Origin of the sequence: Acinetobacter sp. 3657, from assembly GCF_031456775.1 — a bacterium.
In the GTDB taxonomy this organism is placed as follows: domain Bacteria; phylum Pseudomonadota; class Gammaproteobacteria; order Pseudomonadales; family Moraxellaceae; genus Acinetobacter.
Map to the genome: position 1 here is coordinate 70362 of NZ_JAVDVH010000006.1, position 21803 is coordinate 92164.

General features: G+C 40.1%; 21 protein-coding genes and 1 pseudogene. 13 read left to right on the forward strand and 9 right to left on the reverse strand.

Annotated elements, in window-relative coordinates:
- The first annotated feature begins 127 nt into the window (after nt 1–127).
- Nucleotides 128–2221: a polyribonucleotide nucleotidyltransferase gene (pnp, locus tag J2Y37_RS08735; protein ID WP_349032568.1), complete on the forward strand. Its 2094-nt coding sequence runs from the start codon at nt 128–130 to the stop codon at nt 2219–2221.
- Between the two features lie 44 nt (nt 2222–2265).
- Here the strand turns inward: pnp and J2Y37_RS08740 are convergent, their stop codons facing one another.
- Nucleotides 2266–2592 carry a chaperone modulator CbpM gene (locus J2Y37_RS08740; RefSeq protein ID WP_349032569.1) on the reverse strand — a complete coding sequence of 109 codons (327 nt, stop codon included), beginning with the start codon at nt 2590–2592 and terminating at the stop codon, nt 2266–2268.
- A gap of 11 nt (nt 2593–2603) precedes the next feature.
- Nucleotides 2604–3554, reverse strand: a complete 951-nt coding sequence (locus J2Y37_RS08745; RefSeq protein WP_349032570.1) for a DnaJ C-terminal domain-containing protein — start codon at nt 3552–3554, stop codon at nt 2604–2606.
- Nucleotides 3555–3820: 266 nt separating this feature from the next.
- On the opposite strand from J2Y37_RS08745, the gene J2Y37_RS08750 reads away from it, so the two are divergent.
- The 3 genes from J2Y37_RS08750 (at nt 3821) to J2Y37_RS08760 (ending at nt 5401) form a co-directional block, all read left to right on the forward strand.
- Nucleotides 3821–4033, forward strand: coding sequence for a hypothetical protein (locus J2Y37_RS08750; RefSeq protein WP_349032571.1), 213 nt, complete (start codon nt 3821–3823; stop codon nt 4031–4033).
- Between the two features lie 52 nt (nt 4034–4085).
- The gene (locus J2Y37_RS08755; RefSeq protein ID WP_349032572.1) at nt 4086–4343 is read left to right on the forward strand and encodes an SRPBCC domain-containing protein; all 258 of its coding nucleotides are present in this window, start codon (nt 4086–4088) and stop codon (nt 4341–4343) included.
- Nucleotides 4344–4540: 197 nt separating this feature from the next.
- Complete coding sequence (locus tag J2Y37_RS08760) at nt 4541–5401, forward strand: hypothetical protein (RefSeq protein WP_349032573.1); 861 nt, start codon at nt 4541–4543, stop codon at nt 5399–5401.
- 124 nt (nt 5402–5525) lie between these two features.
- Here J2Y37_RS08760 and J2Y37_RS08765 read toward each other — a convergent pair whose 3' ends face one another.
- The 3 genes from J2Y37_RS08765 to J2Y37_RS08775 all read right to left on the reverse strand — a co-directional run bounded on the left by J2Y37_RS08765 (nt 5526) and on the right by J2Y37_RS08775 (nt 10865).
- Complete coding sequence (locus tag J2Y37_RS08765) at nt 5526–6398, reverse strand: Hsp33 family molecular chaperone HslO (protein WP_349032574.1); 873 nt, start codon at nt 6396–6398, stop codon at nt 5526–5528.
- A gap of 120 nt (nt 6399–6518) precedes the next feature.
- Nucleotides 6519–8336: a cation:proton antiporter gene (locus J2Y37_RS08770; RefSeq protein ID WP_349032575.1), complete on the reverse strand. Its 1818-nt coding sequence runs from the start codon at nt 8334–8336 to the stop codon at nt 6519–6521.
- 288 nt (nt 8337–8624) lie between these two features.
- A complete protein-coding gene (locus J2Y37_RS08775; RefSeq protein ID WP_349032576.1) occupies nt 8625–10865 on the reverse strand; it encodes a primosomal protein N' in 2241 nt (746 codons plus the stop codon).
- Nucleotides 10866–11064: 199 nt separating this feature from the next.
- Here J2Y37_RS08775 and gspF point away from each other — a divergent pair, with 199 nt between their 5' ends.
- The 3 genes and pseudogenes from gspF (at nt 11065) to J2Y37_RS08790 (ending at nt 13485) form a co-directional block, all read left to right on the forward strand.
- Nucleotides 11065–12270, forward strand: coding sequence for a type II secretion system inner membrane protein GspF (gspF, locus tag J2Y37_RS08780; RefSeq protein WP_241323328.1), 1206 nt, complete (start codon nt 11065–11067; stop codon nt 12268–12270).
- A gap of 188 nt (nt 12271–12458) precedes the next feature.
- A pseudogene (gene gspG / locus J2Y37_RS08785) lies at nt 12459–12875 on the forward strand (type II secretion system major pseudopilin GspG); the annotation flags it as partial.
- 265 nt (nt 12876–13140) lie between these two features.
- Entirely contained in the window at nt 13141–13485 is a 345-nt protein-coding gene (locus tag J2Y37_RS08790) for a hypothetical protein (RefSeq protein ID WP_349032577.1), read from the forward strand.
- A 52-nt stretch (nt 13486–13537) separates the two neighbouring features.
- Here J2Y37_RS08790 and lnt read toward each other — a convergent pair whose 3' ends face one another.
- A complete protein-coding gene (lnt, locus tag J2Y37_RS08795; protein ID WP_349032578.1) occupies nt 13538–15097 on the reverse strand; it encodes an apolipoprotein N-acyltransferase in 1560 nt (519 codons plus the stop codon).
- Nucleotides 15094–15933 (reverse strand): CBS domain-containing protein, encoded by an 840-nt coding sequence (locus J2Y37_RS08800; protein ID WP_004668435.1) that lies wholly within the window; start codon nt 15931–15933, stop codon nt 15094–15096. The genes lnt and J2Y37_RS08800 overlap by 4 nt, the downstream gene beginning before the upstream one ends.
- Nucleotides 15934–16108: 175 nt before the next feature.
- Between J2Y37_RS08800 and tusA the strand changes: the two genes are divergently transcribed.
- A complete protein-coding gene (tusA, locus tag J2Y37_RS08805; RefSeq protein ID WP_004668436.1) occupies nt 16109–16366 on the forward strand; it encodes a sulfurtransferase TusA in 258 nt (85 codons plus the stop codon).
- Nucleotides 16367–16420: 54 nt separating this feature from the next.
- On the opposite strand, the gene J2Y37_RS08810 is transcribed toward tusA, so the two are convergent.
- Nucleotides 16421–17035: a DoxX family protein gene (locus J2Y37_RS08810; RefSeq protein ID WP_349032579.1), complete on the reverse strand. Its 615-nt coding sequence runs from the start codon at nt 17033–17035 to the stop codon at nt 16421–16423.
- A 164-nt stretch (nt 17036–17199) separates the two neighbouring features.
- Here J2Y37_RS08810 and J2Y37_RS08815 point away from each other — a divergent pair, with 164 nt between their 5' ends.
- From J2Y37_RS08815 to J2Y37_RS08835, 5 genes are all read left to right on the forward strand, one after another.
- On the forward strand, nt 17200–17508 hold the full coding sequence (locus J2Y37_RS08815; protein WP_349032580.1) for a hypothetical protein: 309 nt from the start codon (nt 17200–17202) through the stop codon (nt 17506–17508).
- A gap of 79 nt (nt 17509–17587) precedes the next feature.
- A complete protein-coding gene (locus J2Y37_RS08820; protein WP_349032581.1) occupies nt 17588–18430 on the forward strand; it encodes a DUF692 domain-containing protein in 843 nt (280 codons plus the stop codon).
- 21 nt (nt 18431–18451) lie between these two features.
- Nucleotides 18452–19201: a putative DNA-binding domain-containing protein gene (locus tag J2Y37_RS08825; RefSeq protein WP_349032582.1), complete on the forward strand. Its 750-nt coding sequence runs from the start codon at nt 18452–18454 to the stop codon at nt 19199–19201.
- Between the two features lies 1 nt (nt 19202).
- The gene (locus J2Y37_RS08830; protein ID WP_121929788.1) at nt 19203–19820 is read left to right on the forward strand and encodes an RNA polymerase factor sigma-70; all 618 of its coding nucleotides are present in this window, start codon (nt 19203–19205) and stop codon (nt 19818–19820) included.
- On the forward strand, nt 19814–20005 hold the full coding sequence (locus tag J2Y37_RS08835; RefSeq protein WP_349032583.1) for a zf-HC2 domain-containing protein: 192 nt from the start codon (nt 19814–19816) through the stop codon (nt 20003–20005). The genes J2Y37_RS08830 and J2Y37_RS08835 overlap by 7 nt, the downstream gene beginning before the upstream one ends.
- A gap of 39 nt (nt 20006–20044) precedes the next feature.
- On the opposite strand, the gene J2Y37_RS08840 is transcribed toward J2Y37_RS08835, so the two are convergent.
- Complete coding sequence (locus J2Y37_RS08840; RefSeq protein WP_004668450.1) at nt 20045–21757, reverse strand: electron transfer flavoprotein-ubiquinone oxidoreductase; 1713 nt, start codon at nt 21755–21757, stop codon at nt 20045–20047.
- Nucleotides 21758–21803 lie beyond the last annotated feature (46 nt).

Sequence of the window (21803 nt, forward strand, 5' to 3'; positions counted from 1 at the left end):
ACTTTTTTAAAAATCTTTGGTCTAGTGCGATGGCTTCTAAGCTTTGTCATTTATCTACACAGCAGTTGTAGTCTGAATGCCAAACCTTAGGGGTCTCACTAGAATTAAAACTAGGAAATTAAAATACATGTCAATGTTTAATATCATTCGTAAAGAATTCCAATTTGGTCAACATCAAGTTGTTTTAGAAACGGGTCGTGTTGCGCGTCAAGCGAATACTGTTGTTGTAACGATGGGTGGTGTCACTGTACTTGTGGCTGTCGTTGCTCAACCTAAAGCAAAAGCAGGGCAAGACTTCTTCCCACTTACTGTTAACTATCAAGAAAAACAATATGCTGCGGGTCGTATCCCAGGTGGTTATGGCAAACGTGAAGGTCGTCAGTCTGAAGCTGAAACTTTAATTTCACGCCTCATTGACCGTCCAATCCGTCCATTGTTCCCAGAAGGTTTCTATAACGAAATCCAAGTAACAGCAACGGTTATTTCTTCTGACAAAACGATGGATGCCGATATTGCTGCAATGCTTGGTACTTCAGCTGCAATGTCAATTGCATCTGTTCCATTCCGTGGTCCAATCGCTGGTGCACGTGTTGGTTTGATCAACGGTGAATACGTTCTTAACCCGAACCATGAGCAGTTAAAAGAAAGCGATCTTGACCTTGTGGTTGCTGGTACAGAATCAGCAGTATTGATGGTTGAATCTGAAGCGAAAGAACTTTCAGAAGACCAAATGCTCGGTGCTGTACTTTTTGGTCATGACGAAATGCAAATCGCGATTCAAGCGATTAAAGAATTTGCTGCTGCTGCGGGTGCTGTTGAATCGACTTGGGTTGCGCCAACTAAAAACGAAGCGCTGCTTGAGCAATTAAAAGCAGCGTTTGAAGCGAAAATCTCTGAAGCGTATACCATTGCGGTGAAACAAGACCGTTATGCAGCACTTGATGCACTTTATGCAGAAGCAGTTGCACAGTTCGTTCCTGAAAATGACGAAACTGGTATTGCTGACGAAGTAAACGAATTATTTGAAGAGCTTAAATACCGTACCGTACGTGACAATATCTTGTCTGGTAAACCACGTATTGATGGTCGTGATACTGAAACAGTTCGTGGTATCGACGTTCAAGTGGGTGTATTAGGTCGTGCGCACGGTTCTGCATTATTCACACGTGGTGAAACGCAAGCTTTAGTGACAACGACTTTAGGTAATACACGTGATGCGTTGATGGTCGATACACTTGCGGGTACTAAAACTGACAACTTCATGTTGCACTATAACTTCCCTGCATACTCTGTAGGCGAGACAGGTCGTGAATCAGGTCCTAAACGTCGTGAAATCGGTCATGGTCGCTTAGCGCGTCGTGGTGTTCAGGCTGTTCTTCCTGCGGCAGATCGCTTCCCGTACGTGATTCGTATCGTATCTGATATCACTGAATCGAATGGTTCATCTTCAATGGCTTCTGTATGTGGTGCTTCATTGTCACTTATGGATGCAGGTGTTCCATTGAAAGCGCCAGTTGCAGGTATCGCAATGGGTCTAGTGAAAGAAGGTGAGCGTTTTGCAGTTCTTTCTGACATCTTAGGTGATGAAGATCACTTAGGTGACATGGACTTTAAAGTTGCTGGTTCTGCCAATGGTATTACTGCACTTCAAATGGACATCAAGATTGAAGGCATCACTGAAGAAATCATGGAAGCTGCACTTAACCAAGCATTTGCTGGTCGTATGCACATCCTGAATGAAATGAACAAAGTGATTTCACGTGCACGTCCTGAAATTAATGCACATGCACCGACATTTGAAGTGATCACCATTAATCCAGACAAAATCCGTGATGTGATTGGTAAAGGTGGCGCAACAATTCGTGCTATTACTGAAGAAACCAAAGCTGCGATTGATATCGAAGATAATGGTACAGTTCGCGTATTTGGTGAAACTAAAGCGGCTGCTAAAGCTGCGATTGCAAAAATCCAAGCGCTTACTGCTGAAGTTGAACCAGGTAAAATCTATGATGGTAAAGTGATTCGTATCGTTGAATTCGGTGCGTTTGTAAACATCATGCCAGGTACAGATGGTTTACTTCACATTTCACAAATCTCGAATGAGCGTATTGCGAATGTGTCTGATGTCTTGAAAGAAGGCCAAGAACTTAAAGTTCAGGTTGCTGATGTAGACAATCGTGGTCGTATCAAATTGACCATGAAAGATATTGAACAAGCGTAATCACGCTGAGCAATACAAAAAAGTCCGCTAAATGCGGACTTTTTTTAATGAAAATGTTTTAACTGTTTACGCAGTTGCTGTACTTCATCAATCAAATCCAGCATAACCGCAACTGCCGATAAACTCGCGTCAAAGTCGCGTTGTAAACGATAAGCACGACGTGCGCGAGCCACATCTTCACCAATAAATTGATAGCTTTGCGGATCAATTTGAACTTGCAAAATATCATAATCAATCAGTTTGAGTACCCATTCTGTACTTTGACCACAAGTTTCAGCAAAGCGTTCAAGGTCTAGTGCCATTTGTTCATCAATGATTTCAATTTGGCAGTGACCATCATATTGGATTTCTTTGTATTGAATCGTTGTCATGATCTTACTCCTTATCTTGCACGAGGTTGGAAAGAGGAGAAAGCATCAGCAAATTGCTGATAGGCTTGTTGCTCTTGTTCACTATGTGCTGGTGGTAAAACGATGTTAATGATCAGATAAAGATGTCCTGCGATTTTGTTTGGAATGCCTTTATCTTTTAAACGTAATTGTTGCCCATTTTTTGCATTTTTAGGTAAATTGACATTAAGTTGTCCTGCGGGTGTATTCACCCCAATACTTTGTCCTAAACCAGCTTCCCAAGGACTGACATCAATGGTTTGGTATACATCTGCACCTTCTACACGGATGCGATCGGTATCATTGTATTGAATTTCGATATAAAGATCACCGTTTTCACCGCCGTTGATACCGCTTTGTCCTTGACCATTTAAGCGGATCTGTTGACCTTCTTTCATTCCTTTTGGAATTTTAACCTCTAAGGTCTTACGCTGTATTTCAGGTTCACCATAGGCATTATAGGTTGGTATTTGCAAACTAATTTGTTGAGTTGAACCTTGATAGGCGACAGATAAATCGACTTGAATGCTGGCATGTTGATCTTCACCGCGATAGCTACGTTGTTGGCGCTGCGAACGTTGTTGTCCACCACCAAATCCAGAACCGAAGCGACCAAATAAATCTTCAAAACCACTAAAGTTGGTATTGTCTCCCGAACTTTGACGATGAAATTGTGAACTATCAAATCCACTGCCTTGATTGTTATTTTGACCAAAACCTGCAAAGCCTTGTGGGTGATCTAACATCTGATCATATTCAGCTTTTTTTTCGGCATTACTTAAGGTGTCATAAGCGACATTGATCGTTTGCATTTTGGCTTCAGCATCCGCCTCTTTGCTGACGTCAGGATGATATTTCCGCGCCAGTTTGCGATAGGCTTTTTTGATTTCATCTGCTGAGGCATCGCGTGCAACACCTAGTTCTTCGTAATAATTCTTTGCCATAGTCTGATGAATATAGTTATACGATTTCTTTCATTATGAAACGAATCAATAAGATTTCAATGGGCTGGATTGTATAAGACTTGTTTTTGGTGACAGGAACAGGTTGCTAGATATTAGAAATAGAAATGAAATAAATTTATGGTAGCGTTTATTGGTATTTTGACTATGTGTTGTATTTTTTTAAGTTTTGAGTTGTAGCACTATCCTAAAAGTATCTCCGAATGATTTAAATCCGATTTATTTGAGTGTGTTAAGGAATCCTGCACATGTTAGTACGTATCCTCAGTGGCATCTTAATTATTTTGCTTATTATGGTTGTGGGTTACTTTTTGATAGGCGATGGAAAAAAGCAGATGCATAAAGAGATCAATACGGAAATTATCATCAACGGTTCTTCGGAAGAAGTCTGGAATACCTTAATGGATTTTGAAGCCTATCCAGAGTGGAATCCTTTTATCATTAACATTGAAAGGCAATAATGAGATTGGTCATGCGCTTAAGGTGGTATTGCAGAGTCCAGATGAGAGCATCATGAAATTTGAACCGAAAGTGGTTGAAAATAAGCAATTCTCAATATTTGCATGGAAAGGGAAATTGCTGGTCAACGGACTTTTTGATGGTATTCATCGTTTTGAATTGGTTGAAGTTGCAGAAAATAAGACACTATTGAAGCATAGTGAAGTTTTTAGTGGGTTGCTTGTGATGTTTGTTGACAAGGAGTTGAAGAAAACAGAGCAGAATTTTCATATAATGAATGAAAGTTTAAAGCAACGAGTTGAAAATAAGTAAATAGATTTATACTTTAATAGTAGTAAAATAATAGCTCCATAGATAGTATAATGAGGGAAAACTATAAGAATAATAAGTATTCTCTAAAATGGTGTATTTAAAGCGACAACTTGTGTCACTGTGATCAGATGATGTGGTTTACTTTATTTACTCAATGAATATAAATTATATTTAAGTTTATTATTGAGTGTTTGGTTGTGGGAAATCTGTTTAAAATAATTAATGCCTATTATAATGCATTTGAATCATATAGTAGCGTTGTTTATTGGAAGAATGCAAAAATCTGGACTTTTGTTTTACTTGCTATCATATTCTTGTACTCATTTTATTGGTATACACGGCTTGAAGCATTTCCATATTTTCCTGATTTAGGGCAAACAATTAGGCTAATTATATGTATTGTTTTTGAGGTTATATTGCTTTTTAATTTATTCCTCATCATGCAGCAGCGGGATAAAATAATAATAAAAGATATGCAAGAGATATTGGATACTAAGGAACAGAGTCTAAGTAAATTGAAAAAGATTTGGTTGCTGAAATTCTTGGATGTTAGCCCTGTTAACTATGTAGAAATTGCTGAAAAGATTGATAAATTAATCAATTTAAAAGAAAGAAATCAGTCTGTTTTTGTATTTGGATCAAAACAAGCGATGAATATCCTTTTTCAGCCAGAGTCTAAAAATCGTACATTGGCAATGTTTATGGGAGGATGTGCTGTTGTGATGAGCTTGTGTATTGCGGCAGGTTCAGATATTAATGATGTGTTTGATTTTTATAAAGGTGCTTCGATAGAGAAAATTGCTTTACTTGATTTTTTACTTGCGTTTTATATTGTAATCGCAACGTTAATATTAAAGTATTTATGTCTGATGATTTTTGAAATGGTTGGACTTTTCTTCGATAAAATAGATAAAAATAGAGTTGTGAGTAGAAAACGAGCTAGAATCTTCATTAATGAGTTGCTCATGTTCTATGATTTACCAAAGGGGAGATTTAGAGTTAAATCTAGTAAAGATCAAAAGAATGATGAAAGAAGTGAGCTGTACAATAAGAACTAGCGAATCATGGTGAAAAGTGTTGGTAGGTTATAAAATTGAATGAAAGATTAGGAATATAAGTTTGTTCAGTTAATGTAACTAAAAAGAGTCTTTATATTGACTAATAAAGACTCTTAAAAAGAGGTTAACTCAAATGTTCACCAAACAAACCTAAAGCTTCTTCAGCGGTAAACTCGTAACGTGTGTTACAGCATTGGCAATCCATTTGAATTGGGTTTTGGATTTCAAGGGATTCATGTACTGCCGCTACACCAATTTGAATCAAAGCATTGGCACAACGCTCTCTAGAACAGGTACAACCAAATTTTAATTGCTCAGCCTCGGGCAAACGCACTTCTTCCTCATTATACAAACGATAAAGAATTTCATTGGCTGAAAGATCAGTGAGTTCTTCTGGCTTTAAGGTTTCAGTCAGCAGGGTTAAACGTGGCCATAAATCGTCATCAACGAATTCTTGTTCCTCTTCATTACGCGGAAGCAGTTGAATCAATAAACCACCTGAACGTTGACTATTGGTCGCTAGGACAATATGGGTTGGGATTTGTGCGGATAAATCATAGTATTGTATTAAACAACCTGCCAAAGTCGGTTTATCGAGTGGAACAATACCTTGATAGCGTTCGCCATGTTCAGGTTCAATATTGATGAACAAAATTGGATTGGTCAATGATGCAAGCACAGTGCGACTATCTGTACCTTCGGCGAAGCGTGGATCTTCTTCATAATCAGCCAAAGCACGCACTTCACCTAAATGGTTACATTCCGCCATTGCCCATTTAAATGTGCCATTTGCTTGAATTTGTAAGCTAATACGCCCTTGGATTTTCATGGTGCTTGCAAGTAAAGCTGTTGCACTTAACATTTCACCCAATAAGCTTTGTACCGCAGGCATATACTCACGTTTCGCCAAAATGGTTTGCAGTGCTTCTTCTAAATGAACTATTTCACCGCGGATAGGACTATCTTCAATAAAAAAGCGTTGGCGTAAATCAGACATATTTTTCTCCAGCACCCCGTATTGGGGAAACAAAGCAATGCTTTGCCTTGAAAAGCGCTTAGGGCTTTTATAAAAAGGTGAATGGTTATGCAGTCAATAATGGTGTCTGTTTGCTAAAACTCAAGATGTTTCATGCGGTGAATTTGCATCACTTTGTTTAGTTTGTTCATCCGGCACACGATCTTGGGCGATGATTTTTGTATTTTCAAACAAGTATTCCAGTTCCGCAATTGCATTTGGATAAGCACCAATCAAATCATATTCAGCATGTGACCAATGCTGTTGCTCAAGCAGTTGCTGATCTTGTTGTTTAAATTGTTCAATCTGTGATTGTGCTTCTTCGTTGGAAAGACCTGTTTCAATTAACGCTCGTTGTGCCATATTCAATGATGATGCATAGGTTTCACGCCAAATATGTTGAATACCTAAACCATTTAGTAGATGGGTGTGGTGACGATCTCGGGCACGAACCATGATATTCAAGTCTGGATAATTCAAACGCAGATAACGCGCTAGATTCATACTGTCTTCCACATCATCAATGGCAAGGATTAGTAATTTACAATGCTCAATGCCAGCCGCACGTAAGTTTTCAACTTGGCTTACATCGGCATCAATGAAACGATGCCCGTATTTTTGCACAAAATCAGCATCTGGTTGGTTACTGTCAATGATACTGAATTGCTTGCCTTGCGCATGTAAAGCTCGAGCGACCACTTGCCCGAAACGACCAAAACCGACAATCAAAATTGGATGTTGGGGCACATCCTGCGTTGGAATAGCTGTTTTTTTCAGCATCATCGGCAATATTTTAGCGTTGAATAACCAATACAATAATGGCGTGAGTAGCATTGAACCAAAAACAATCAACATGGTCGATTCAAGTATATTAGAGGCTAATACATTTTCACTTTCAGCAATTTTTAGCAGGATAAATGACAGCTCTCCACTTTGGGCCAACGTCACTGCAAGCAGAGTACTTAACTTGGCATGACGATGTTGGTAATAGCTGATAGCAGCAACTACGCCTGCTTTAATGATCACTAAAACAAGAATAGATGCGAGGATCAATAACGGTGATTGCAATAGGGGACTAAGTGAAAGCCCCAAGCCGATTGCAAGGAAAAACAGTCCAATTGCCGCATCTTTAAAAGGGTGAATAATGCGTTCAACTTCTGCTTTAAATTCGGTTTCTGCGAGTAATAATCCTGCGAGAAATGCGCCAATCAACACATGAATGTTGAGAATATCCATGATTAAAATAACTGCGACAACCACCAATAAACTCAGTATTGGAATGAGCTCAAGACTATGATAACGAGCCAAGAAGCGAAATGAAGGACGAACCAAATAACGACTGGCTAGGAATAAGCCTGAAACAGTGGCAATGATCGCAGCAAAATAAGCAATGCCGTGTTGAGTGGTTGCGGTATCTTCTAATAAGGGGAAAAGTGCAATTAAAATAATCGCAATGAAAACTTGAAATTGTAGGGTATTCGAGGCTGACTGCCCAAATGTACTATTGAGTTGTTGTTTTTGATGCAGTAATTGCTGAATTAAAGTGACTGAAGAAAAAGCCAAGGCAATACCGAGAATAATACTGCTGAGAAGATTTTGTAACAACAGAAAGCAGATACTCACCAAAATGATGCTGATAACGCTGAGTGGAAAACCACTATTTTTTAAAATGCTGCGGCGTTGTATCCAGAGGTGTCGAGGACGAAAAGCGAAACCAATAAAGAACATCAGCATGATCATGCCTAAATCGGTCAATTGGCGAATCAGTTGTGTATCGGTGATCAGTGCGAACACACTTGAGCCAAGCAAAAGCCCTGCAATGAGATAACCCAAAACAGTGCTTGCGGCATAGCGTTTTGCAATTGGAACAAAAATTAAAGTCGCAGCCAGTAAAAAAATGATCGGGAGTAATAAAGACATTAAGCAACCTACATCGGATTTAACTTGTTTCTAATTTTTTAATTCATGGATGATTATGACGGAGTCTTGCAGAGATCTCATCCAATTTTAGGACAAACCTTCGGTTCGACCTACTTTTCTTTCGGGAAAAGTAGGCAAAACCATTTGTCATCCACAAAACCTGTTTACTTCTTTCAGCGATCCAATATATCGCGGAAACAATATATTAAATGAACCATGCAGGTTGTGAATGACATCTTCGAGTCTCATATTTCATGTGAGATTTTATGTCTGACATATTAAGTAGGGTTAACTAAACTCTTGTGGATCTACGTCAATCGACAGCCTGAGTTGGTGTTGACGAGGTAAATGTACCACTTGTTGCCACCATTGGCGCAGATAAAAATGCAATTTTGCCCGATCAGCAGACAAAATCACCATGTGGGCACGGAAACGGCCTGCTTTGCGCTCCATCGGTGCTGGGATCGGTCCCCATATATCGACTAAATCAGCAGCCATCGCTCTGAGTTGTTGCGCGATTTCAGCTAAGAATTGTTGGCTATATGCTCGATCTTTGGATTCCACACGAACCAACACCGTATAACGATAAGGGGGCAGCATAGCGATCTTGCGTTCTGCCAACATTTGTTTCGCGACAGTCCGATAGTCATGCTTAATCAAAGTGGTGAGCATTGGATGATCTGGGCGCAGGCTTTGTAAATAAACACTACCTTTATGTTCTCCACGACCTGCACGTCCTGCAACTTGCACAATCAATTGTGCGGTACGTTCAGGCGCACGTAGATCAACACTGAGCAAACCTGCATCAATATCTAAAATCGCCACCAGCGTCACATGAGGGAAATGATGGCCTTTGGCCAGCATTTGTGTACCCAACAAAATATTAGGTTTGTTCTGCTGAATACGATCATAAATTTTTTGCCAGCTTCCGACACGACTGGTACTGTCACGATCAACTCGAATGACCTCGTGATGAGGGAAAAGCTCTTGTAAGTGTTCTTCAAGTTTTGCCGTGCCCGCACCAATGGTTTTGAGCGTTTTCTTTTGGCAAGCAGGGCAATCATCGGGTAGTCGATGAATCGTACCGCAATGATGACAATGCAAATAATGATAAGGCTGAGAGTGCAGGGTAAAGTGAGCATCACAATGTGGGCAATTGGCTTGCCAACCACAACTTTCACACATCAGAATCGGCGCATAACCTCGACGGTTAAGAAAGATCAGCACTTGTTCTTTACGTTCTAAAGTCAGTTTGATCTGTTCTATTAAGTTTTGGCTGATGCCATGTTTTTTCTTGGCAATTTTTAAATCAATCACATGCATTTTCGGGAGTACAGCGACACCAGCACGTTGATTGAGTTCAAGCAGATGCAGTTTTCCAGATTCCACCAGATGATAACTATCAATACTTGGTGTGGCAGAACCTAGAATCACAGGGCAGCCTTGCAAATGCCCTCGATATAAGGCGACATCGCGGGCATGATAGCGAAAGCCTTCTTGCTGTTTGTATGAGAGATCATGCTCTTCATCTAAGATGATTAAGCCGAGATGAGGAAGTGGTGTATAAATCGCTGAGCGAGTGCCGATGATGATTGAGGCTTTGCCTGCTTGTGCATGTTGCCATGCTTGCAAGCGTTTCGAATCATTTAAACCAGAGTGCATCAATGCCACATCACAATGAAAGCGTGATTTAAAGCGAGCAACCGTTTGCGGAGTCAAACCAATCTCAGGCACCAGTACCAATACTTGTTTGCCTTGTTTTAATACCTCATACATCACCTGCAAATACACTTCGGTTTTACCGCTACCAGTTAAGCCATCGAGTAAAAAGGCTTGGTAATGCTGTTGTGCTTTCAGTATCTGTTGAATGGCTTTTTTCTGATCTTCATTCGGGGGGAGAGGTACTTGTGCCAATTGTACCGGTATTGGGGTGAAATCATGCGGCTCAAGACGACACTCAATCAGCCCCTTTTTTTCTAATGCTTTCAGTGTTGCTGATTCTACACCGCTTAAATTCAAAATATTTTCAGTGGTGCCTTGCGGATGTAGTTTTAATACTTGGTAAGCATCATATTGTTTTTGAGAGCGTTTTAATAAAGCATCAGGGTGGTCGTGCGGCACGATACTCCACTGATGAAATAGAATATCTAAAGCACGTCCTTGTCTCAATAATGTGGGCAAAGCACTTTGCATGACTTCGCCAATGGGGAATTGATAATATTGCGCTGACCATGTCACCAAAGTTAAAACTTGCTGATCTATAATGGCCTGCTGATCAAGGAGTTCAGTGATGGCTTTAAGCTTGAATTGTCCTGTAAATGGCTCGTTAGGATCAACTTTTTCAGTAATAATGCCAACAAGGTTTTGTCGACCAAAAGAAATTGCAACGCGTGCGCCTACCTGTGCCTGTGCATATTGCTCGGCACTGACTGTGTAGTCAAAGATGTCATATACAAATACAGGTATAGCGACTCGAATACGGTAAAGAATAGCGTTAGAATTTTCAGTAGGCATATCGGCTTTATTCATGTGTTAAATGGTACGATCTCATACCTTGTTTGGATCATTTTAGCTGATAAAGCAAGACATGAATGAAATATCGATCAGCCCTGTGCTACAGTGCTATGCATAAGGTCAATCGACCTAAGATGAATTACGATACTTTGGCTTCTCATCCCTTACAAGGACGCAGCTTAACAACAACATTTTGGACAATTAGAACAGAACCATGCCAGCTTATCAATTTACTGCTATTGATGCTTCTGGAAAGCAACACAAAGGTGTGCTTGAGGGAGATTCCGCACGTCAAATTCGTCAACAGTTACGAGATAAAGCATGGACGCCGATTGCGGTTGAAACCGTTGAACAAAAAGATAAACAGCAACAGCACGCATGGTTTAAAAAAGGCTTTAGTGCTTATGATTTAGCCTTAATGACCCGTCAGCTTTCGGTGTTGGTTGCTGCAGGTATTCCACTTGAAGAAGGATTACGTGCGGTCAGTAAACAAAGCGAAAAATCGCATGTGCAAAACTTACTGTCATCCGTGCGCTCAAAAGTCATGGAAGGTCATTCGCTGGCACAAGCGATGCAACAATCAGGACGATTCCCCGAACTTTATATCGCAACTGTAGCAGCAGGTGAGCGCTCAGGGCATTTAGATCTGATTTTAGATCAGCTTTCTGATTACACTGAAAATCGTTTTGCCATGCAAAAGAAAATTCAGGGCGCGATGATCTATCCGATTATTCTGATGCTGATGTCATTTGCGATCGTTATGGGGCTGATGACCTATGTGGTTCCTGAAATTGTGAAGACTTTTGAGCAGAGTAAAGAAGCATTGCCATGGATTACGGTGTTGTTGATGAAAGCCAGTGCATTCATCAAGCAAACATGGATTGGGATATTGCTGTTGGCTTTTATTGTCATTGTATTATTCACACGCTTTTTACGAACCACCGCAGGGCACTATGCATTTGACCGATTAACGCTCAGATTGCCATTATTCGGTAAACTTTCACGTGGTATAAATGCGGCACGATTTGCCAGCACTTTGTCCATTCTGACTCGATCAGGCGTACCTTTGGTAGAAGCACTTCGCATTGGTGCAGAAGTGAGCAATAACTGGGTGGTACGTGATGCGATTCAAGTCGCAATGGAACGTGTAACAGAAGGTGGTAATTTGGCAACGCAGTTAGAGCGATGCGGTTATTTTCCACCAATGATGGTACAAATGATCCGAAGTGGTGAAGCATCAGGTGAATTGGATCGCATGTTAGACCGTGCATCTACGATGCAGGATCGCGAGGTCACCACATTTATATCAACGATGTTGGCGTTGCTTGAACCTTTGATGCTGGTTTTTATGGCGGCGATTGTCTTGGTGATTGTCATTGCGGTTATGTTGCCAATTATTAATATGAATAATATGATCTAGGAAATTTGATGTTTGAGATGAAAATGAATAATTTAATGAATAAACACAATGTTGAAAATAGTTTGAATCCTGATACTCGCAGCACAGCTTCTCGTCTTGCGGCATCGTGTAACGCTGAGCAGAAACTTAATTCTGCTACTCGAAGCACAGCTTATCGTCTTGCGACCCGACCGAGCGTTGCTCGGTTTTCTCGGGTCTCAGGCTTCACCCTCATTGAAGTAATGGTGGTGATTGTAATTTTAGGTGTTTTAGCGGCACTGATCGTACCCAATGTGATGGGGCGTGGTGAAAAAGCCAAAGTCGATACCACCAGTATTACTTTAAAAGGTGTGGCTGGCGCATTAGATCAATATAAATTAGATAATGGTCGTTACCCATCAATGCAGGATGGTGGTTTAGATGCACTGGTCAATCAACCAGCATCTGCAAAAAACTGGTTACCGGGTGGTTATGTTAAAGGTGGTTATCCGAAAGATAGTTGGGAAAATGATTTGCAATATGTGATGCCTGGCCGTGAAGGTCGTTCATTTGATTTATATTCGTTTGGTGCGGATGGTAAAGAAGGTGGTGAAGGTAATGACGCAGATATTTATTATCAGCCATAATTTTTAACTCAAGATATCACTTCATTCAATCACTAAATAAATCAAGAGTGAAGTGATAATGTTTCTTGATTCTAAAATATAATCTAAATATTTGAAATGTAAAAATATAATAAAATACTGATTATTTGATAGTTATAATAAGAACTATTCCCATATTTAATCGTTACAAGAAAAAGAAATTATGCGTAAAAATAGTCTTTTCCTTTAGTTCAAAGCTTTGCATAATAAATCTAAATCATAAATATGATATATGGGGAGGTCGCAGATGAAAGCTTTTTTTGTGTTGGATGAACTGAATCAGTTTCATTGGGCCATGCTTAAATCTGTGTTGCTCATTTTAAGCTTGTTGCCGATTAGTCAAGCTGCATTAAATCTATGGCAAACAACAGAAGGCAGTAGCCAAATCATGATTGGCTTTTTTGCACTAAGTATGTTGAGTGCTTGGTTTGTACTTTGCTTTTTAAGTGCTTTGAAAACCAGTGTTTGGGATAATAAAGCATTCCTTTCTAATTATGAGCAGCTTTTGTTTAAAGCCTATCGTTATATTCCGATGTTATTTCTATCCAGTTTAGTCGCGTATTTAAGTGTGCAATTATCACTGGTATTTTGATTTTTATTGATTCAAAAAAAAGAGCGTTTTATTTTAAAACGCTCTTTTTATTTTATCGCCGTGACTTAAACGAAACATCGACCTTGCGAGGACGATAGAACCAACCCATTATCAGTAAAAGAACTGAAAAGATCAGGATCGGGTAATCACTTAAACGACTATATAGCGTTTGCCCTTGCATGGCGGGTAAATCGCCACGTAGCACAAACTCTTGATCGACTGGCGCTTGCTTCACAATATGACCATGATGGTCAATAAACGCAGTAACACCTGTATTGGTGGCACGGATAAACCAACGACCATTTTCTTTGGCGCGCATTTGTACCATTTGCAAATGTTGCCAAGGTCCTGCTGTACCGGTAAACCACGCATCATTAGAAACGGTAATTAAAAAGTCACTATTCAATGCATTGCGGCGAGTCAGGTTGGGATAGGCGACTTCGTAGCAAATCGCCGCAGCTAAAGCATGTCCTTTCACCGTTAAGGGTTTTTGATTCGCTTCACCCCGAGAAAAACCAGCCATACTGACATCATTTTGCATGGCGGGTAGTACCCATTTCAGCAGTCCTGATAAAGGAATATATTCACCAAATGGAACTAAACGTTGTTTCTTATATAAACCAGAAGAGTCGCTACCAGATGCCATAATGCTGTTGTAGTACTGAGGTTCACCAACTTGCTGTGATTTAGGTATATCCCAATATGGAATCCCTGTGACCCATGCACTACCTGATGCTTGGGCTTGGGTATCCATTGCCGCTAAGAATTCAGGAATATCTGTCTGAAATAGCGGAATTGAAGACTCAGGCCAAACAATCAGGTCACGACCCCATTCTTTACGCGTTAGCGTTGCATAAATTTCGAGGGTCTTGATCTGGTATTCAGTTAACCATTTAAGATCTTGTGGAATATTACCTTGAAGCAATGAAACACTGAGCGGTTTAGCGGCTTTAGGTTGTACGAATTGAATATATCCGACAGCCCATGCACCTAAAACCAATAATGCCGATGGAATCACCCAAAACCAACGTCGACTTAAAATCTCGACCAAGGCACAGGCAAGTACAATCACCACGAATGAAACAGCATAAACACCAAACAATGGTGCATAGCCATCTAAGAGTCGTTCAGTAAAGGCATAGCCTGCAAATAACCATGGAAAACCAGTAAATATCCACGTTTTTGCCCATTCAAACAAAACCCAAATTGGCGCAAAAGTCAGGGGTGTTTCTGGGAAAAAAAGACGATATAGCCATGTCTGTAGGGCGGTAAATAATCCCATCAACAACGCCATAACGACGATCATCAGCACACTTAGAATCGCACTGGTATCGCCATAGACGTGAATCGAAGTGTAGAGCCAAAATGCCCCAACAAACCATAAACCGAATCCATAGGCCCAGCCTAAAACGAAAGCTTGTTTAGGACTACGTTGACGTAACACCGCATATAGCAATGCGGGTGACAAAATTGCCAACCACCAAAAATAATAAGGTGCAAGAGCCAAACTAAAGATTGCACCCGAAATGAGTGCAATCAATAGTGGAACGATAAAGGGGAGCTGTTTTTGCGGTTGAGAAGGATTTAACAGCTTTTCAAAATATGTTCTCATGAACGGACAGCTCGAATCAGATGAATAGTGCGTGCATCTGCTTCAATAATGGTAAATTGCCAGTCGTCAAGCTCAATGGTTTGACCTTGTAAATCACTGACTAAACCGATTTCTTGTAGCAGCAGGCCGCCCATAGTTTCAACTTCATCATCAGAAAAATCAGCATTTAAAATTGTGTTGAAATGTTCAATTGGTGTAAGCGCCTGAACGATCCATGTATTGGCTGTGGTTGGGTCATTGTCTGGCACGATATATAAAGCTTCTTCATCTGCAATATCATGCTCGTCTTCGATTTCACCAACAATTTCTTCAAGAATATCTTCAAGCGTCACTAAACCAGACGTTGAACCATACTCATCAATCACAATTGCAATATGAGTTTGTGTGTTTTTGAGCATACGCAACACTTGGTCGGTACGCGCACTTTCAGGAACAAAGACTGGCTGGCGCATTAAGGCGCGAATATCCACTTTAACATTGCGATCAGTTAAAAAAGGTAAAAGGTCTTTTGCGAGTAGAACACCGACAACATTGTCAGTTTGATCTGCTGAAAATACAGGAAAACGCGAATGTGCTGAATCAATCAGGACATCTAAGATATCAAGTAATTGGTCATCCTCTTGTAAGCTAATCATCGCTGTACGTGGGGTCATGACTTCTCGAATCTTTGTTGCTGGCAGATCAAGAACACCCTCAAGCATAGCAACAGTATCTGGCTCTAAAAAGCGACGTGAGTCTTGGACTAACTTGAGTAATTCATCGCGGGTTTCTGGTGCAGTACCTAACCATTTTCTTAGGCCGCGCATACCCCACGACGGACTGGATTCCTCGATCATGATCTTTCCTAAAGACTCTCTATATCAATTAGATGATTTTCATCATACCGAAGAAAAAGCAGATATGCATCAATAAAACGATGCAAGAAACGTACAGTTTTTTCAAAACTTGTAGATGATTTCTAAATCGTCCCTTTATGTTAAAATATGAAAATTCGAATATTTGAGTTTTATGATGTCTGAACAATCAAACCTAGCTACTGTTCAACTCAATACGAGAGGGTTACGTTGCCCCGAGCCAGTGATGATGTTACATCAGGCGATCCGTAGAGCAAAGTCAGGCGACATCGTTGAAGTGTTTGCAACGGACCCTTCCACATCATGGGATATCCCTAAGTTTTGTATGCATTTGGGACATGAGTTATTGCTCAAAGAAGAAAGTCTAGATGAGCATAGCAACACTGAATATCGTTATTTGGTGCAGAAAGGTTGATTGATCAGTATGGCTTGGCATAACCAAGCCATACAATCCTTTTGTGTCATTCTCTTACTTTCTAAATTTATTCATATATCGAGATAGCCAATAATCGGAACTAAAATACCGACCTCCGCCAAGAATAATCAAAGCCAACAACATAATCAAATAAGTTGCAGCAAATTCGATTCCATTATTTAAGATTACGAATGAACCGCTCGACGTCAGCCAATCATAATTTCCATAGTTTTGTAAAATCTCACGTGCTTTTTCTAATTTTTCTGAAGATGCGATGACTTGTGCATTTGCAAAAGGAGCATTTGCATCTGCAATGGCTTGCCAGCCATTGGGAAGATGTACCGTTAATATCGCAACGATCATGGTGATGATCAGTGGAATACTCACTAAACGAGTAAAAAGCCCAAGTGCTAATAATACTGCGCCACCAAGTTCAGCCGAAGTTGCAAGTCCTGCCATTAGGGTAGGAAAGGGCAAATCCAATCCCCAGTCAGGATTGCCGAACCACGCTACAGTATCATTAAAATGCATGAGCTTATTTTGCCCAGCCATCCAGAAAATAGGAACGAGATAGATTCTTAGCGCGAGTGCAGCAATTCCATCAAGGTGTCTAAAATATTGTAGGCTTTGTTGATACCAGTGCAATACTGAGTTAATTAAGTACTTCATGAGAATTTCACACCAAATAGCATTCAATGATTGTTAGTCGGTTGAAGAGTTAATTTATTACAATAATTTTTTTAGTTTTAACTGTAATAAATGGATTGGTCGCTCGTCTAATGATATGTACCGTAGTACAAACTTAAAAAATTGACTCAAAAAGGAACTTCAAAATGAATAAATTAAACTCAATGACTTCAGTTGCTGCATTGGTCGCACTTTCGATGGTTGGCGCAACAGCGAATGTTTCAGCAGCATCGACTACCACTGAAACGCATGTGACTAAAGTAGCCGATGCAAAATGTGGTGAAGCAAAATGTGGCGCTGATAAGGCAAAAAAACAACATAAAACGACTGAGGCAAAATGCGGCGCTGATAAAAAAACCGCTGAAGCAAAGTGTGGAGCAAAACATAAGGCAACAGATGCTAAATGTGGTGCTGATAAAAAAGCATCTGATGGCAAATGCGGTGCTGCCAAATAGTTTGCTCAAGAATCAACAAGCTAACGAGTGATGCAAATCGATTTAATCTTGATTTGCATCATTCAATAAGGAATATTCCATGGTGGCTTTAACGGGTGTGGGTTTAGGTTTAAGGCGTGATTTTGTTGATACCTTTTTACAGGCGAATCAATATCCTGATTTTATAGAAGTCGCACCTGAGAACTGGATGAACTTTGGCGGTCGACATGCAAAGCTACTCCAACAATGTACAGAAAAAGCACCCTTGATTTGTCATGGTCTGTCTTTATCGATTGGCGGCCCACATCCACTCAATATCGAATTTATTCAACAGATAAAAACATTTTTAAAACGCTATCAGGTAACTACTTATTCAGAGCACTTAAGCTATACCAATGATGGGGGTTATTTATATGATTTATTACCGATCCCGATGACTGAAGACGCAGTACGCTATGTATCAGCACGTATTCTTCGTGTTCAAGATATCCTTGGGCAAAAGTTAGTGCTTGAAAATGTCTCAACTTATCTCATGCCGCATGCTGAAATGAGTGAAGCAGAGTTTGTTGCTGAAGTCATTAAACAGTCAGATTGTGAATTACTTTTAGATGTAAACAATGTCTACGTTAACAGCATTAATCATCAGAGCAATCCTTATGAATTTATCAAAAAGATGCCCCGAGATCGCATCCGTTATTTGCATATTGCTGGTCATGAGCAAGTGAGTGATGACTTATTAATTGATACACATGGGGCAGAGATTGGTGATCCCGTTTGGAAGCTATTGGCATTTACTTATCAACAATACGGTGTGAAACCGACATTATTAGAACGTGATTTTAATATTCCGACATGGCAAGAATTACAAGATGAGCTTGCCATGATTCAAAGCATACAAAAACAATTTTTACTTACGTCGTCATTGTCTAAAACATCATGCTGAACAGGATCATGAGGATATAAGATGAATAAGAAACTCCAGTCTTTCCAAGAGACCCAACACGCATTTTGTAATTGGATACGCGATCCCAAACAACCGATACCTCAATCTTTTGAAACTGAGCGTATGCGTGTCTATCGAGAATTATTATTTAATAATGTAAGTTCTTTTGTCGACTTAGTTTATCCGGTTGCGCGATCAATATTGCCAAAAGAAACGTGGCAATGTCTTTTAGACGAATTTTTTCAAAAATCTATAAATCAATCACCTTTCTATAATGAGATTTCACTACAATTTAGAGAGTATTTAAGCGAACAGCAGCATCCAGTTTTACAGAATTATCCTTGGCTCGCTGAATTACTACAATATGAATGGCTAGAGCTTTATTTAGATACTTTAGACATCTCAGAGAAGCAATGTGTTCAAGCACCTGTATGGCAATTTAAAACTCAAGTTTGGGTTTTAGTATATCAATATCCAGTTTATCGATGGGCACTCAATCAAACTGATCTTGAGCAAGATCCAAGTGCAATCATGGTATGGCGAAATCAAAATGATCAGGTTTGTGTCGAAGCGCTTTCACCATTATTTGCTTTTTTAATTGAAAAACTACATCAACAGCCTTTATCTGAGCTTGAGCTTTGCGAGCTTATAAGTGCAACACTCCCTGATTTGTCATCACATGAAATTCTTTTACAAGTTAATACTTTATCCGATTTATTAACTCAGTTGGAGTTGATTGATATGCCCAAAAACTCGATAACCGAGGATTGAAATGTCTCTAGCCTCAGTTGAAAATGTTGATCTGAATCAGCAATTAAAAAATACAGAATATTTAACTGATCTTAGACAGCAAATGATGAAATTTGCAGTTTTACAACTCGCATCATTTCATCAAGCTGAGGATGTGGTTCAAGAAGCTTTGCTGAGCGCCTTGCAGCATGTTGCATCTTTTTCTGGCCGTGCTGCTTTTAAAACTTGGGTATTTGCGATTTTAAAAAATAAGATTGTTGATTTAATTCGGCAAAAGACTCGCCTCGTTACAATGAGTGAGTTATTCAATGATGATGAAAGTGAGCTAAGTGTCGATGCATTATTTGACGCTGCTGGGCACTGGCACAAATCCGAAAGACCTCAAGCATGGCAAAGTCCTGAGGAAATGATGGAGCAGCATGATTTTTGGGTTGTTCTTGATGCCTGTTTAAATCATTTGCCTGCGAAGTATGCGCAAGTATTTATGTTGAGAGAGATGATTGAACTGAGTTCTGATGAAATATGCGCAAAGCTAGGACTCAGTACTTCTCATCTTAATGTTTTGATGTACCGTAGTCGAGCAAGGTTACGTGAGTGTTTGGAAAATAAATGGTTACTCAAGGAGGATTGCTCATGTTGACTTGTCGACAAGCGACGCAATTACTTTCTGAACAGCAGGATAGGCAATTGGTATTTAAAGAGCAAAGTGCTTTGCAGTTCCATGTAATGATGTGCCGTTCATGTCGTCGTTTTGGAAAGCAAATGAAAATATTAAGCCTACTTACTAAAGAATTTAAAAAAGTTGATGAAGTGAAAAATGATTAGACAATAAAAAGCCTCAACGTATTGAGGCTTTTATTGTACTTACATATTCGGATAGTTTGGACCACCGCCACCCTCAGGTGTTACCCAAGTAATGTTCTGTGATGGGTCTTTGATATCACACGTCTTACAGTGAACACAGTTCGCAGCGTTAATTTGGAAACGCTTAGAACCATCATCATTTTCCATGACTTCATACACACCAGCAGGGCAGTAACGCTGTGCAGGCTCATCCCACTTCGGCAAGTTAACCTGAATTGGTGTTTCAGGATTGGTCAACTTTAAGTGAGCAGGTTGGTTTTCTTCATGTACTGTATTCGATACAAATACAGATGATAAACGGTCAAAAGTAAGCTTGCCATCTGGTTTTGGATAGTTCGGTTTGAACGTTGTAGCATCTACTGTTTTTAGTGTTGCATAATCTTGTTTTAAGTCATGCAAGGTAAATGGCACTTTAAAGATATTTTGGTCGATAAAGTTAAATGCACCACCCACCCATGTCCCAAACTTATGCATCGCAGGACCGAAGTTACGCGCTTTATATAACTCTTCTTTTAACCAAGAATTGTCATATTTTTCAGTATAAGCGGTGAGTTCTTTGGCAAAGTGATCGTCGCCTTCAGTTACACGTGCAATCGCAAGATCACCACCTTTAGCAACACCCGCAGCAATCGCTTCAAATACTGCCTCACCACACAACATACCTGACTTCATGGCAGTGTGTGAGCCCTTGATTTTCGAGAAATTCAAGAAACCAGCATCATCACCAATCAAGCAGCCGCCAGGGAAAGTCAATTTAGGTAGAGAGTTAAAGCCGCCTTTGACTACAGCACGTGCGCCGTAAGAAATACGTTTACCGCCCTCTAAGTACTGTTTGATGACTGGATGAGTTTTCCAACGCTGCATTTCCATAAACGGATACATGTGTGGATTTTCATAAGAAAGATCGACAATCATACCCAAGGTCACTTGGTTGTTTTCAGCGTGATATAACCACCAACCGCCAGCAGAGCCAGTTTCAGACAATGGCCAGCCAGCACCGTGCATCACTAAACCTTCTTTATGTTTAGCTGGATCGATTTCCCAAAGTTCTTTGATCCCGATGCCATAATGCTGTGGGTCAACATCACGATCCAGTGCAAAACCTGCAATCAGGCGTTTGCCTAGATGACCGCGGCAACCTTCAGCAAACAAAGTGTATTTGGCATGTAATTCATAGCCTGGTGTGAAGTTATGCGTTGGCTCACCATTTTTGCCAATGCCCATATCACCAGTTTGAATGCCTTTTACCGTACCATCTTCGTGGTAAAGGATTTCAGATGCAGCAAAACCAGGGAAGATTGATACTTCTAATTCTTCAGCTTTTTGACCTAACCAACGCACCACATTGCCGAGAGAAATAACATAGTTCCCTTCGTTATGCATTGATTTAGGAACCATCCAATACGGCATCTTTTGTGATTTAGTATCAGACAATAAGAAATAAGTTTCGTCGCCAGTCACTGGAACGTTCAGCGGCGCGCCTTCTTCTTTCCAATTTGGGAACAATTCATTCATGGCACGTGGTTCAAGTACAGCACCAGAAAGGATATGCGCACCTACTTCAGAGCCTTTTTCAACAACACAAACAGAAAGGTCAGGTAGGTTGTTTTCAATCGCTAATTGACGAATTTTAATCGCAGCAGATAAACCCGCAGGCCCTGCACCTACGATCACTACGTCAAACTCCATCGCTTCACGTTCGATGTGTTCCATGTAGGACTCCTCATATTTTTAGGGGTGGCAACCGTAATATTGTGAT

Coding starts and splice junctions, on each gene's coding strand:
- pnp (WP_349032568.1), top strand. CDS start 128: ATGTCAATGTTTAATATCATTCGTAAAGAATTCCAATTTGGTCAACAT.
- J2Y37_RS08740 (WP_349032569.1), bottom strand. CDS start 2,592: ATGACAACGATTCAATACAAAGAAATCCAATATGATGGTCACTGCCAA.
- J2Y37_RS08745 (WP_349032570.1), bottom strand. CDS start 3,554: ATGGCAAAGAATTATTACGAAGAACTAGGTGTTGCACGCGATGCCTCA.
- J2Y37_RS08750 (WP_349032571.1), top strand. CDS start 3,821: ATGTTAGTACGTATCCTCAGTGGCATCTTAATTATTTTGCTTATTATG.
- J2Y37_RS08755 (WP_349032572.1), top strand. CDS start 4,086: ATGAAATTTGAACCGAAAGTGGTTGAAAATAAGCAATTCTCAATATTT.
- J2Y37_RS08765 (WP_349032574.1), bottom strand. CDS start 6,398: ATGTCTGATTTACGCCAACGCTTTTTTATTGAAGATAGTCCTATCCGC.
- J2Y37_RS08770 (WP_349032575.1), bottom strand. CDS start 8,336: ATGTCTTTATTACTCCCGATCATTTTTTTACTGGCTGCGACTTTAATT.
- J2Y37_RS08775 (WP_349032576.1), bottom strand. CDS start 10,865: ATGAATAAAGCCGATATGCCTACTGAAAATTCTAACGCTATTCTTTAC.
- gspF (WP_241323328.1), top strand. CDS start 11,065: ATGCCAGCTTATCAATTTACTGCTATTGATGCTTCTGGAAAGCAACAC.
- J2Y37_RS08790 (WP_349032577.1), top strand. CDS start 13,141: ATGAAAGCTTTTTTTGTGTTGGATGAACTGAATCAGTTTCATTGGGCC.
- lnt (WP_349032578.1), bottom strand. CDS start 15,097: ATGAGAACATATTTTGAAAAGCTGTTAAATCCTTCTCAACCGCAAAAA.
- J2Y37_RS08800 (WP_004668435.1), bottom strand. CDS start 15,933: ATGATCGAGGAATCCAGTCCGTCGTGGGGTATGCGCGGCCTAAGAAAA.
- tusA (WP_004668436.1), top strand. CDS start 16,109: ATGTCTGAACAATCAAACCTAGCTACTGTTCAACTCAATACGAGAGGG.
- J2Y37_RS08810 (WP_349032579.1), bottom strand. CDS start 17,035: ATGAAGTACTTAATTAACTCAGTATTGCACTGGTATCAACAAAGCCTA.
- J2Y37_RS08815 (WP_349032580.1), top strand. CDS start 17,200: ATGAATAAATTAAACTCAATGACTTCAGTTGCTGCATTGGTCGCACTT.
- J2Y37_RS08820 (WP_349032581.1), top strand. CDS start 17,588: ATGGTGGCTTTAACGGGTGTGGGTTTAGGTTTAAGGCGTGATTTTGTT.
- J2Y37_RS08825 (WP_349032582.1), top strand. CDS start 18,452: ATGAATAAGAAACTCCAGTCTTTCCAAGAGACCCAACACGCATTTTGT.
- J2Y37_RS08830 (WP_121929788.1), top strand. CDS start 19,203: ATGTCTCTAGCCTCAGTTGAAAATGTTGATCTGAATCAGCAATTAAAA.
- J2Y37_RS08835 (WP_349032583.1), top strand. CDS start 19,814: ATGTTGACTTGTCGACAAGCGACGCAATTACTTTCTGAACAGCAGGAT.
- J2Y37_RS08840 (WP_004668450.1), bottom strand. CDS start 21,757: ATGGAACACATCGAACGTGAAGCGATGGAGTTTGACGTAGTGATCGTA.